Origin of the sequence: Chroococcidiopsis sp. CCALA 051 (assembly GCF_003015105.1) — a bacterium.
In the GTDB taxonomy this organism is placed as follows: domain Bacteria; phylum Cyanobacteriota; class Cyanobacteriia; order Cyanobacteriales; family Chroococcidiopsidaceae; genus Chroococcidiopsis; species Chroococcidiopsis thermalis.
The window spans coordinates 1-13,067 of sequence record NZ_PYCI01000170.1 but is presented as its reverse complement, the minus strand read 5'-3'; the positions used below and the strand labels follow the sequence as shown (position 1 = coordinate 13,067).

The following is a 13,067-nucleotide window of genomic DNA, read 5'->3' as shown; positions in this document are numbered from 1 at the left end:
GATTAAATCTCATCCCAACTACCAAAGTCTACGTTCCTACGGCACTATCGCCGCCTGATTCTGTCCGATGTATTGATATAGAAGATTTCCAGTAAATCGATTCAGTATGGATTGCACAGAAAAAATTCAAGTTCGCTCCCCAAAGTTTGAGCTGTATCAGTCAGTTATTCTCCACTGGAATGGTGAAGAACGCTCAACTCACATCGTGCGCCGTTGGTTCGATCTGGACGACTCCGATGACGGTTACTGGTGGTACAAAGTCACAAATGACGAGCAACTTTATCCCGAACAAGCAATTGAGCCAGATAGCAAATAGAAGATAGCATTCAGCTATTGATAAACTTTATTTTTGTAACCGCCAACTTCTACTAGCAAATCTTCGCGAATATCAGTCAGTATTCTCTGCGCTCGTCGGGCATTACGACTCTTGTTATCGGCGATTAACTTTTCAATCTTGCGAGCAATATCCTCCAAGCGACTTGCAGCATTATCGGCTGCTTCAATCAATTTTTGTTCGGTTGCATTGCTTGGACGCAAATCGTATTCTCTAGCTGCCCTCACTACAGTGCCGACCTCTTCTTTTGCCGCATCGTACCAAGACACGGCTTGTCGATTGAGATCGGGAATGCAGGCATTCAAAATTTGTCCGATCTTCTGCCGCTCCTTGAGATCTCTTTGCCACAGACAGTCGGGCAGCAATTCGTGAAAAGATTCTGGATACACTTGCTCATCGCCCTGCACCAGTGCGTGAGCTTGCAGCAGTTTCACTAGCTGTTGCAGCTTGCGATCGCTAATGAAAAAACCCTCCTTCTCCAACGCTAACTGGCATTTAATCAAATCTTCTGCTAATTCGTCGCTTAAAGGTACGATTGCTGCTTGTTGCTGCAAAGCTTTAATCTCAGCCAAACTCAGGCGCACCACTACCTCCGGTTTGATGTTATGTCTGGCGCGGTGAATCAATTCTCGTTTGGAACCCAATTTGCGGACGTACTGCAACCAAGGACGGTAGACGAAGCGATCGACAAACGCATCCAAGTCTCCATCTGTGGGAACGTTATTGGCAGCACCGCATAAGAACAGTAACGGTACTGGCTGCGGTTCTGGATTCTCGAATACCCGTTCGTTCATCAACCGCAATAGAGCGTTGAGACTAGTGGAGTTACCGCGAAACACTTCATCTAAAAAGGCAATGTGTGCTTCCGGTAGTCGGCGTTTGGTGTTGCGGATCAGCTCGTCTTGCTGCTGTAATGCTCGCAGTGACAGTTGCCCAAGTAACTCGTCAGGAGTGATGGTCGGTTGCAGGAGGCGATCGAAGAATACAGCTTCTTCTATCGCTCGGCACAACTGTTGTAACATCCAGCTTTTCGCACAACCAGGCGGACCAAATAAAACCACATTTCCACCACTGAGCAATACGGCTAGCACTCCGTCAATAATCGTAGAACGCTCCAAGAAAATCCGATTCAACTCTCGCCGTAACTGCTGCAACCGCTCTGGAGCAGAGCCATCTGGAGCATTGTTGGGGACTTGAGCAGCTAACTTTTTGGTGTTTTTAGCGATTGCCATGATTTAATCATGATGGTTTAATTTCGTTTTCTAACTAGAATCCGAGTTCTGTATTCCAACTAGAAGGTGAGTTCTCCTAAAATCCTGCTTCTGGGTCGTAAGGTCGAGCGGTCGAGTCACGCTCGCACTCGTCGCTATCGACGGCATCTGGAGCAGTAACGAGATCCTTTGTCTTGGCTGTTGCTTCTAATCCCAACTCCTGGCGCACGGCTGCCTCAGCAATCTCCCAGCGCTTGAGTAAGTCTTTGGTACGGAATTTAAACAAATTCTCCATTGATGCTAACTTGCCCTTGAGTTGCCGCAACTGCTCCGGATCTGGTTGCTGGGCGATCCCGTCTAATTGCCTCAATAAATCGGAGTAACCCGCATCCAGCGCCAGTGCCTTCGTCAGCTTGGCAAGTCCCTCCCCAGTTGAGTTTTGTTGCTGCACCCGCTGCTTCAGCATGGCTCTGAAATCTTCCAGGTGCTGCTGCACTTGTTCCAAGTTGGGGCTGTCACTCAGGTATAGCTGATTAAGCTGCCTTGCTCTGTCCACGAGCGGCTCTAAATCGCGATCGTATTGCATTAAGACTTGCAAGCGAGCAATTAAGGTGTCCCACTTCTGTCCCGTTCTCGATGTCGCATCCGCTCCCGACAAATTGAAGCTCTCTAGCAATTGTGCTAGTTTTGCGTCAGCCTCGTCCCGACTTCTGATTTGCGCGTCGTATAGAGTTGAAATTAAAGTCTGCTGTAACGTTTGTTGCGATCGCTCGATTAACTTGAGTTTTTGGCGTTCGACAGAGGCTACCTCTACCTCTGCCTGCTGCCTTTGCACTTCTGCTTCGCGCTCCGAACGCTCTAGCAAGGAAGGAATTTTTATCGGTCCTTCCACTAGAATTTGCAATGAATTTATTTGCAGTTCCTCTTGAGTAGGATAAGCACCAGCATACTGCCGTAATGCCAACTCGATTGCTTTTGGTTCTAATGCTGCGGCTTGTAGTACTTGCTCCACCCATGACAAAAAAGCAGCGTATTCTGATTCATATGTTGCTAAAATTCCCTGCCGCAAAGAGTCAGCTTCTGCCATCATCCCTTCAATTGCTTCTAGGGCATCGGGCAGTGCCGATTCGTGGACGAAACGGAACGGTTCGCTCAAAAGGGTGTAGCGGTTGTAGATAATTTTCTGCCGTGCTTGGAGTTTGGTCGCAGCATCTTTGAGGCGATGATTGATCTTGGCGGCATAACCTCCCTTTGCCTCACTTTCCAACAATCTCAAGACATCATCCCCGATGCCTAAATGGGAGCCGTCTAACTTGAGCGATTGCACTCCTACTTTGACTGTCAGCTTGAGTAAATAAATTGGCTCTTTTTCTGGATGCAGCCACTCTTGCTGCTGTTGGCTCAGACGAGGATTTGCCCCACCGAGCGGCTGCTGCGCCCCGCTCAGATGAGCTTGGGAGGTTTGGGAGCGCTCTTGCACGAGTTGGGCTACGAGCTGGTCAACTGGTGGCATACGATGTCTATATTTTATTTTATTTTGCAGTTTTCTATTTGATATTCTAAATATAATATCAATTTCATTTTCCAACTAGAATATCAATTTTATTATCCAATTAGAATTTGAAATTAGAAGATTAAACTCTCAACGCTCAACCCTGCTCAACTCTTTAAGTTGGGGTGAAGCGCGGATCGCTCGTCGTTATTGCCTTCACGGTGACAAATCCTGTGGCACGATCAGATCGCGGACTTTGCCGAAAAATTTATTGCTCTATTCCATGCCCAGAACACCGCCACCGCTCAAAACTGTATTCCAACAACGCCGCGAGCGGGAATTTCTTTACCTGCATGAAGTCGATGCCGTCATCACGGCAATGGAGCAGACTCGCTACCCCACCAGGAACAAGGCGATCGCGATGGCTTTATTTTGCCAATGCCTACAGCCATCCGAGCTGTGTTGGCTGCGCCGATCTGACCTAGACTTGACCAGAAAAACGCTCTACGTCATCCGTAACCGCGAACTCAAAAGTGGCGCTCGCCGCCACAAACAAATCAATCTTCAACTCCTCTGCGCCGCCGAAGTCGATCTTCTGCAACAACTGGCGCTAGAGCGTCGATGCGATTGGCTATTCGCCACAGAACGGCAAACGCGCCTGAACCAGCGCTCGCTACACTATTTAATTGCCCAAGCAGGCAAGATTGCCAATCTGACTTTCCCGATCCACCCCTATATGCTCAGGCGCTCTGGACTCTTCTATCGTGCCGCATTGCTACTGCAACCGCTTCATCTATCGCTACAGCAGTGCTGCTTGTTGTGGAATTGGCACGGTACGAAAGTCGAGTTCGATCAGCAGCAAGAACGAGAAATGATGACGATGGGAGTGGAAACGTCTGAAGCATTTTTAGCGGCACTCAAACAACTACAATCTTTCACCCGCATCCAGAGCTATGACAATCTCATTGATTATCTCCTGGGCGCGTTCTTGCTATTTCCCCACCTCGATCGTCTTCCCAGCGACTACTGGCTTGCTCCTGTTGCTCGGCAACGCCAACTTTACCGAAAAGATCCATCTGTAACATCTGCCTCGTCTACTCTCTCCCCAAGCGCCAGAGCGTAAACTAAATTAACAAAGAGATCGCTGACTCCACTTGATCTGGCTTCACCTCTAAATATCGCTGGAGAGCAGTCAGCGATTTATGTCCCGATACTTCCTGAATCACGCGGATCGGCACGTTAGCGTTGCTCATGCTCGTGAGCGCCGTGCGGCGAAATGAATGAGTCGAAACGCCTCTAATCCTTGCCCGCTTGCAAGCAGCTCTGAGGATCAGATCGGCAGCTGCTCTAGTGAGTGGTTTTTCTTTGCTCCGTCCTGGAAACAATAGACCAGACGGTGGATCGTAGGCTGCTAAATATGCCTGTAGCTTCGGGTGCGAAGGTAGCGTGCGCGTGGCAATTTTGCCCTTAGTAGTACATTTACGCAACGTCACCATACCACTGTCTAAATCTTCAGCCGTCAGCGCCAGCACTTCACTGACGCGACAGGCGCAGTAATACGCGATCGCAAATAACAGCTTGTCTCTAGGGGTAAGGAAGCCGCGAGTAAATAAGCGCTCCAGTTCGGCTTGAGTTAATACCTTAGCGCGTCCGTTGCCTTTGACCTTCACTTCTGAGTTTAAATTTACTTCACAATTATTATCTTACGGCAAGGAGCGCACTTGATGTTTTGGAGATTTCGTCAAGTCAACTTTAGAAGCTTTAAAAGTATATCTATCAATGGTTTCAACTCTTTTGAGGCGGACTCTGACGCTGGCGACAACAAGGCTTATTGAGAATTTTTGGCGATCGGTCGCAGGGGTCTTTGATGACGTATAATTTGGCGATCGCGTCGATTAACTCCCAACGCGAGACGGAATGCGAATTAGGTCGATTGGATGAGTGCATAAAAATAAATACTTCAAGCGAAAGAGCAGCAAACTTCAGGCAGGAATGCTCGTACAACAGTCAATGCTAGCTTTAAGCAAACCCAAAGCAACAATACTATTGCTCCAAAGCTGGGCTAGCTTTTGTGCTTCTTCTCCTTGCCACTGAGGGGTAATTCGATACATCCGCCTGGGGCGACCGCGCCCTGTCATTTTTTGCTAGCGAGCGGCAATCGCTCCTTCCTCTTCCAAAAACTTCAATGCCGCGTAAAGCACTGTATCGGAAAGGCGATAGTTAGGATAATCGCTTTCAAGTTTTTGAATCAGCTCCGTACCGTAAGACTCACCCTCATCCAGCAAAACTGACAGCACGTAACATACTGCTTGTTCCTGGCGGATGTAAATTGCAGGCGGATTAGCAAAAAACTGATATATTTCTTCAAGTCTCATAAGCTCAGTAACTTCCTCATTGAAGACTTAAATTATGGCTTTTCCGTGCATAAAACTGCCATTGTCCCCGTTGGAAGCTGCAATTGTATACTGACTTCCGCACAATGCCACATTTCCTCACCTCCTCACCGCTATATCAGCTATATCAGCAGCACAAATACTCATCACCTCTTGCTTGCTTGCTTGAGTGCTGAGTTAATTGCTTTAGGTGAACTCACTAAGACAGCTAACTGCCCAGCACGGGCAGGACTAACAAGTTGGTAGTCTATTTTCTTTGGAGAACCAAGTGTTAACTTAATAATTGTCAAGAGTGTTGTCAGTAATAATTTTTACTTAACTAGTTCGTGAGACTTAGAATAGCAGAAAGCCTTACAATGCAATTATCTTGTAGAGAGCCAAAAATTGGCAAATATCTCAGTCTCATCGAAGCTTTTTGTACTTTTACAGTGCAATTCAAGATTTAAATAGGTTCATTTCAAAACTAGTTCTTGACTTTTTTAGTAGTGTAAAGTTTAGACTAGCCTACGGATTTTGTTTCTCCGGCTTGAATTGATATTTCTCAAAAATTAATTATTTTATATAAGATTTTGAATTTGAAATATATCTTAATAAATATATATTTTCCTTACACAATACACGCATAATACACGAGCTTTTGACTATCGCTCCTTGCTCAGGTATTAAAGCTCTTATCAACTGAGCATGAGCATTCCAAATGATTTTTCTTTGATTGAAGCCAAGATTGTTCATTTCTCAGAACTGTGGGGCATTCTATCATTGGAGCCTCGCTCTACTTGCCCATCAATCAGCCACTACCTTGAGTATTGAGATTCTTCAGTACTTAGTATAATTTTTATCATTATAGACGGAGCGGCTATTATCATCCTTTTAGTAACCCTAATAGGGAAACGTAGTGATACAGATTAGTCTTGATAAATTTAATTCCCTGCCTTCACTGAGGAGTATGAATCCAGTCTTTGCCCGCCACGAAACCTTTCATCCTCGGTTTGGTTGGATTAAAAAAGGATTCGACGCAGCTCAACAGAGTTCGGGTGTGTTCTTGCAGGAAGATGCTCCGGTGCGGCTAGGTGTCGGTAAGAATATGGCAAATTCTATCCGCTATTGGTGTAATGCTTTCAAAGTCTTAAAAGAAGATATACCATCTGAGTTTGGCGATCGCCTATTGGGGGACAATGGCTGGGACTCATTTCTAGAAGACCCTACATCACTGTGGCTCTTGCATTGGAAATTGCTTCAGCCACCTTGCAATGCAACAGCTTGGTATTTTGCTTTCAACATTTTTCATAAAGTGGAATTTTCACAAGAAGAACTATTTGATGCTTTATGTGACTACAGAGATAGCGTTGCACCTCGAATTGCCCCTTCTTCATTAAAAAAAGATATCAGTTGTATTCTGCGAATGTATGTAGAGCAAGCTGCCAAAGTAAATATTAGTGAAGATAGTTTAGACTGTCCTTTTACTGAATTAGGCATCATTCATACAGCCGGAGACTCGCGACACTATACTTTTCGGATTGGCTCCAAAGGAAATTTACCAGCAGAAATTATTGTTTTTGCTTGTCTTGAATATGCCAGTTGGGTTGGACGCGAACAAAGAACTATTTCCGTTTCTCGCTTGCTTTACGACACTTGTAGCCCTGGTATGGTATTTAAGCTTTCCGAGAATGCTATTTGTAGTGCAATTGAACAAGTAGCTAAGCACTTTAACTCAATAAATCTTACTGATTCTGCTGGTTTAATTCAATTTGAATATTTTGATGAACCAGAAAAACTGGCAGATGAACTTTTAGAAAAATATTACAGCAGCAGGCGCAATAGGGCAAAAAGATGAGCAAGCCTTTATCTGAGTATTTTAGCCTGAAGCGCCGTTACTCGCGTTCCATAAATCTTGAGCGAGATTTAGAAAAAATTGATGCTTTAGCTGGATACATTCTTACCGAAAGATCTACTGATGCTACAAGACGGATCGTAGCTGGACTAACAGGAGAATCTTTACATCGTGCTTGGACTGTGACTGGGGTATATGGTACGGGCAAATCCGCCTTTGCCCATTTTCTCACCTCACTTTGTGCGCCTCTCAATAGCCAAATACGTCAAACAGCTCTAGAAATTGCATCAAAAATACTAGGAAAAGATAGTTCTGATTTTATAGCCTTTACAAAGAAGATACCAGAGCGAGGATTATTTCGAGCTGTCGCTACAGCACAGCGCGAACCAATAAGTAATACTATTGTTCGAGCATTGGAACGAGGTGCAGAAGTTTTTTGGTCGCCTGAAAAGCGCAACAAACTGGATGTAGCCAGAAAACTAGTTGACCTGAGCGGACAGATTGCTGCTGGTCAAGCGGTGGATAGTCGGGAAATTCCCAGCTTGATTAAAGATGTAGCAAAGAGCGCGAATTGCGGCGTGTTGTTGATTATCGATGAGTTAGGTAAAAACCTAGAATTTGCCGTCCAAAACCAAGGGGCTGAAGATTTATATTTATTACAACAACTTGCTGAATTACCGAAAGATAAAGAATGTCAACTTTTTATAATAGGTTTACTTCACCAAGCATTTGCTGATTATGGCGACAGATTAGCTGCTGTACAGCGGAACGAATGGGCGAAAATTCAAGGACGATTTGAAGATATACCTTTCAAAGATTCGCCAGCACAAATGATGCGATTGATTGGTCAAGCTATCGATCGCTCTATTGTAGAAGCTATTGGTTGTGCCGTTCACAATCAAGCGAGTGAATGGTTGGAATGTTTACCTAGCGATATCAAAGATGAATATACCCAACCGCTACTAGTAGATACTTATCCTTTACATCCGATCGCGACGTTAGCATTACCAATGCTATGCGCTCGATATGCTCAAAATGACCGCTCGTTATTTACATTTCTGACTAGTGCCGAACCATATTCTTTTCTAAATTTTCTCAAGGAAACAACTCTTGAAGGAGATGTTTTACCCACACTAAAACTAGACCGAATCTACGATTACTTTCTGGAAGCTGTTGGCACGGGTTTAGCTTCGCGACCAAATCTTCAGCGATGGGTAGAAATTCAGAATTTAGTTACCGACGCTCAACATTTAGATGCTGACAGTCTGCGGGTTTTAAAAACAATTGGAATTTTAAACCTTGTCACTACTACGGGTGCAATTAGGGCAACTCGCACTTTGGTAACATTGGCAATGTGCGATCGCCCTTCAGATCGCGACAAAAACCACTGGGAACAGGTAATAGAAAATCTGCTGCAAAAAGGCATAATTACCCATCGTCGCCAGTTGGACGAGTTAAGGATTTGGCAAGGGTCTGACTTTAATGTTGATGCCGAATTGACTGCTTTAGTAGAGCAAGAGCGATCGCCTTTGGTCAATCTTTTATCTGCTGTTCGTCCCCTCAAGCCTCTAGTTGCCCAGCGTCATAGCTACAAAACTGGAACCCTACGCTACTTCGAGCGGCGATATATCGATGGTTTAGAGGACTTAACTAAACTACGTTGCTCCACCAATGACTGCGATGGTTTAGTGGGCTACTGGGTAGATACAGCCAGCCCCACTCATGTCCCAGCTTCAACTGTAGATGGGAAGCCACTAATTCTGCTGTGCGCTGACAAACTCGATTTATTGCGAATTAGGGCGCGAGAACTGGCGGCATTAAAGAAAATGCAGAAGTTACCTGAACTACAAAGCGATGGAGTAGCTAGGTTAGAAGTCCGCTATCGGTTAGTTCAAGCGGAGCAATTTTTAGATGAAACTTTAGCCCAAGCTTTCGATCTGACTGCAAATCAGAATTCTTGCTGGATTCAAGGCAAACAAGAGATCGTCGATCGCCTCACGAATTTTAATGCCAAGTTGTCGGATGTTTGCGATCGGGTTTATCACCAAGGCTTAACCCTGTGGAATGAGCTAATCAATCGCCGCGACTTGACCAGCCAAGGAGCTAAAGCCAGACGGCTGCTGATTGAGATAATTTTATAATATCCAAACATAAAACACTTGAAATTACTAAAATAGAAAATTAATGGCTAAACAAGAATATCTGAATTTTTTAGATTTTACGAAAGGGCTATATGAAAAAGCACTTCGATTTCTTGAGCCTGGTAGTGATGATTTTTCTATTTTATCAGGAGCTGTTTTATTAACAGTTGGCTTGGAAAAATTTGTTAAGTATGTTTTGTATACAAGGCATCCCTTTATGGTTTTATACAATAAAATTGATGGCTTTGAAGATGTAATTAAACTAGAACAAGGTGAAACATTCGCTAACTGCAATACTATTTCATTTGAAGTTGCTCTTGAACGCTTAGTTAAGTTGTATCCAGAACTAAGCACAGAAGCAAAAGACATTAAATATATAATAGAGAAAAGAAATTATTTAATGCACAACTTTGGTTATATTGAAATTGGAAACTTAGAAAAACGAATTCAAACCAAAATAGCAGATATGTCTGAAGCAATATGTGATAAATGCCTTCAGAAACATCCTCAAGAGATATTCACAAAAGAAATATGGAATGAAATGGCTATGATTCGGGAAGCTTATAAAAATGCTGAAGTTTTAGAAATTGAAAAAAGAATTAAACATTTAAAGCGACTTTACTCTAAGGGACAAAGTTTACCCTGTGAAAAGGTAGAGATTTCTAATGAAATAGTTACCATTGAGTTTACTTGTCCTATCTGCGAAGATGCAGCAGATATTGGAATTAAATGGGAATTTGATATAGATGTCGATCATAGAGAAGGAACTATATTAGGTGCTTGGGAAATTCCTTATCCGATGTTAATCAAATGCGGATGTGGTTTTACAATGAACGATCCAGAAGAAATAGAAATAGTTCTGGGAGATAAATATAAAGAATTGATAGATTATTGTATAGCTCAAAAGCAAGAAGAACCTGATTTTTATGATGATTAACAAGAAAGAAACAATTATAAATGAAATGGAATTTGAAACTATTTCTTCAAATTTGTTGTTCAAAAGTTAAGCTTGTATTCCATACCAGGAAGTGAGAATTTATAAGCAATTTTTCTAAATCTTCGTTTTGAAGCAGCATTCAGGTTCAGAAAAGGCTGATTGTTCTGATTTTTTAAAATATTGCCATGAAGCCCAAAACGAGATTCCAGCAAAGCAGCCAGAAATCCAACTTCATCATCAGAGAAAGCAAAAGTATAAAATCGAAGTCCACCAGTGGAACATCCATCATCGTAGAACCAAATCGCTAGAGCAAATTCAGTTAAATATTCCGATATAAAGCTTTGAGGAAGAATTTTCTTGCCATCGTACCAGAGCGAATGAATTTCAGTCAAAACTGGATGTACTTTGGTTCTCAGCCACCAGCCTTGATATCGCTGCCCTGTTTTTGTATGTGGTGAAGATAAGCGTTCGTTAAAAGAGCAAGAGAAATACTGGCTCAGAAATTTATACTTCCATTCTAAATATTTTTGATTACTACCTCCTTCAGCATAACGAGCATTGCGTTTACTTATTGTTTTTTCAAGACAGCCATCTCCTAATAAAGCTCCTGTTAAAAACTCATACAATTCTCGTTCAGGGTCTTTTCCTACATAGTTTAAATAATGCGATCGCGTTAATGCTCCTTGTCCTCGTGTTTGCTTCATTCGAGAATTAAGAGTAGGTAAATTAGGATAAATGTTTTTATATTCTTTGACAGTAAGCCCGTGAGTTTTCAAATGGTTATGATGGATCATTTCAAATGCCTGATTGCACACGGCACAAGTCACCATATCAACACCCTGTAGCTGGAGTTGTTTAATTCGATTACGTTGACGAAATTGTTCGGTTTGGGTAGAACACTGTTTGTAATAAGCAGCTTGACATATAGAAGTACCACAAGTACGGCGGCAAGCTGGATGAACAGAACTAGGTTCAACCCTTTTTCCGCAAACCAGACAATTAAATGGTTCCCGCACAGCTTATAAATTCCAGTTATTAAACTTCACGCCGAAGACTAGCGACTTCGCGATCTGAGTCACAGCAGGATTTCCGGCATCGTCGAACGTTTCCCAGTCGTTATACTCTTGCATAGCATTTAATCTCTTTGTTGTTATGTTATATGATAACCAAGCTAAACATCTTAGTTATCATATAAGTTAATAGACGTTTCTACCTGCTCTGTCATACTTGAAACTATGGGAAAAGCGGGTCAAGCACTCAGACAAGTATTAGAGTCACACAACATCAGCCAAAGCTTACTGGCTGCGAAATTGGGTGTTGAGCGCCCGATTGTCTTCCGTTGGTTTCACGAACACACAGATCCTACTGCTGAAACTGTTGCTGAGATTGTCCAAGCCATACACAATATCAATTCATCTGCTGCTACAGACTTCGTGCAAGCATATTTAGGCAATCTGACAGATACTCTGCACAAGACTTCCACTCAAGAACTACCTAAGTCAGAGCGAGTCAATGTTTCGTTGTTATCGCGAATTTTTGATAATACTACCAACTCTTATAAATACCTTTATTTTCTCTCACTATTAGACATCATCCGAAGAAGACAGTTTGATACTCTATCACCCATCAGTTTTCAAGAAATCGTTATAGAGATGCTGGCAAACGCTTGGTATCCGCACAATTACTTTAAACTATCTTTTGGAACACAAGATCAAATTGCCAATAAATTAGAATCTCTAGTTTTAGAAATAACTGAGCCAATCTTGAAATTTCAAGATACAGATAAGAAGTTATTAAGAAAAGCAATTCAAGCTCAAGCTGTTGATGACATTGTGACTTTCATCAGTAGATATGTTCCCTTTCGTCTCATTCGTCCGTTTTTTAATCAAGAAACCAAAGGCTTATTAGATGCTAAAGTTAATCAGAGTATTATCAATCTTGCCAAACATCAATTTGAAGTAACAAAGCCTCTCTATTGCTTTGATTCTGAAAATTTAAAAGACTGTAAAGGAATTATTTTACATCAAGACTGGGTAGAGTATATCGCTGAAAACTATTTAGTAGTCAGGGGTTGGGTATCATGGGAATGGTTGAATTATATGCAACAAAGGAATCCTACTGTTCCTAATGTTGTGAATAAACTATTTATGCCTCAGCAAAGAGATTCTCTAGCACAGCAAACGAAGTATTGGAAAACTATTTTAGACGAGCGAGATGTTGAGTGTATTTATTCTAAAGTTAAATTAGATAAAGAAAAAATTTCACTAGATCATTATCTACCTTGGTCGTTTGTTGCTCACGATCTACTATGGAACTTAATTCCTACTAGCCCCTCTGTCAACTCTGCTAAATCAAATAACATTCCTTCCACGCAGTATTTTGAGAATTTTGTTGAATTGCAACATCTAGGATTAAATGTTTCCTGTCAAAAATTATCCAAGAATCAATGGTTAAAATACGTCGAACCTTACGTAGCAGAGCTTAGAGTAAATCAAGCTGACGATTTACTGAAGTTGGAAATTCTCGCAAAAGCATACGAGGCAACAATTATCCCTTTGCTTTCTTTAGCAACTATTCAAGGATTCACATCTAATTGGGTTTACTAATTAGGACATATCTCTAAAATTTTTTGTTCGAGATCTTTATAGTTATCTAAGTTTCTAAAAACTTGATAAACTACGTTATCTTTATAGTTAGTATTAACTACCTCAATTGTAGTGTCAATAAT

Annotated in this window: 11 protein-coding genes and 1 pseudogene; 6 read left to right on the top strand and 6 right to left on the bottom strand. The window is 42.2% G+C overall.

The features are described from left to right. Positions 1-106 precede the first annotated feature (106 nt). The gene (locus C7Y66_RS27335; RefSeq protein WP_106547991.1) at positions 107-316 is read left to right on the top strand and encodes a hypothetical protein; all 210 of its coding nucleotides are present in this window, start codon (positions 107-109) and stop codon (positions 314-316) included. Between the two features lie 14 nt (positions 317-330). Here C7Y66_RS27335 and C7Y66_RS27330 read toward each other — a convergent pair whose 3' ends face one another. Both C7Y66_RS27330 and C7Y66_RS27325 read right to left on the bottom strand, forming a co-directional pair. Continuing rightward, entirely contained in the window at positions 331-1,566 is a 1,236-nt protein-coding gene (locus C7Y66_RS27330; protein ID WP_106547990.1) for an AAA family ATPase, read from the bottom strand. A 76-nt stretch (positions 1,567-1,642) separates the two neighbouring features. After that, entirely contained in the window at positions 1,643-3,058 is a 1,416-nt protein-coding gene (locus C7Y66_RS27325) for a hypothetical protein (RefSeq protein ID WP_106547989.1), read from the bottom strand. A 262-nt stretch (positions 3,059-3,320) separates the two neighbouring features. On the opposite strand from C7Y66_RS27325, the gene C7Y66_RS27320 reads away from it, so the two are divergent. Then, the gene (locus tag C7Y66_RS27320; protein ID WP_106547988.1) at positions 3,321-4,160 is read left to right on the top strand and encodes a tyrosine-type recombinase/integrase; all 840 of its coding nucleotides are present in this window, start codon (positions 3,321-3,323) and stop codon (positions 4,158-4,160) included. 1 nt (position 4,161) lies between these two features. Here C7Y66_RS27320 and C7Y66_RS27315 read toward each other — a convergent pair whose 3' ends face one another. The 3 genes and pseudogenes from C7Y66_RS27315 to C7Y66_RS33575 all read right to left on the bottom strand — a co-directional run bounded on the left by C7Y66_RS27315 (position 4,162) and on the right by C7Y66_RS33575 (position 5,412). After that, positions 4,162-4,707, bottom strand: coding sequence for a site-specific integrase (locus tag C7Y66_RS27315; protein WP_106547987.1), 546 nt, complete (start codon positions 4,705-4,707; stop codon positions 4,162-4,164). A 115-nt stretch (positions 4,708-4,822) separates the two neighbouring features. Then, a complete protein-coding gene (locus C7Y66_RS31430) occupies positions 4,823-4,984 on the bottom strand; it encodes a hypothetical protein (protein WP_158266007.1) in 162 nt (53 codons plus the stop codon). 35 nt (positions 4,985-5,019) lie between these two features. Further along, positions 5,020-5,412: pseudogene (locus tag C7Y66_RS33575) on the bottom strand (PadR family transcriptional regulator). 964 nt (positions 5,413-6,376) lie between these two features. On the opposite strand from C7Y66_RS33575, the gene C7Y66_RS27305 reads away from it, so the two are divergent. The 3 genes from C7Y66_RS27305 to C7Y66_RS27295 are packed head-to-tail and all read left to right on the top strand — an operon-like array spanning position 6,377 to position 10,339. After that, positions 6,377-7,264 carry a DUF4007 family protein gene (locus C7Y66_RS27305; protein ID WP_199197673.1) on the top strand — a complete coding sequence of 296 codons (888 nt, stop codon included), beginning with the start codon at positions 6,377-6,379 and terminating at the stop codon, positions 7,262-7,264. Continuing rightward, the gene (locus tag C7Y66_RS27300) at positions 7,261-9,402 is read left to right on the top strand and encodes a hypothetical protein (RefSeq protein WP_199197672.1); all 2,142 of its coding nucleotides are present in this window, start codon (positions 7,261-7,263) and stop codon (positions 9,400-9,402) included. Before C7Y66_RS27305 ends, C7Y66_RS27300 begins: the two co-directional genes overlap by 4 nt. Positions 9,403-9,445: 43 nt before the next feature. Further along, positions 9,446-10,339 (top strand): hypothetical protein, encoded by an 894-nt coding sequence (locus C7Y66_RS27295; RefSeq protein ID WP_106547985.1) that lies wholly within the window; start codon positions 9,446-9,448, stop codon positions 10,337-10,339. 59 nt (positions 10,340-10,398) lie between these two features. Here the strand turns inward: C7Y66_RS27295 and C7Y66_RS27290 are convergent, their stop codons facing one another. After that, positions 10,399-11,355, bottom strand: a complete 957-nt coding sequence (locus tag C7Y66_RS27290; protein WP_106547984.1) for a DNA endonuclease — start codon at positions 11,353-11,355, stop codon at positions 10,399-10,401. A 219-nt stretch (positions 11,356-11,574) separates the two neighbouring features. Between C7Y66_RS27290 and C7Y66_RS27285 the strand changes: the two genes are divergently transcribed. After that, positions 11,575-12,945, top strand: coding sequence for an HNH endonuclease domain-containing protein (locus C7Y66_RS27285; RefSeq protein WP_106547983.1), 1,371 nt, complete (start codon positions 11,575-11,577; stop codon positions 12,943-12,945). Positions 12,946-13,067 lie beyond the last annotated feature (122 nt).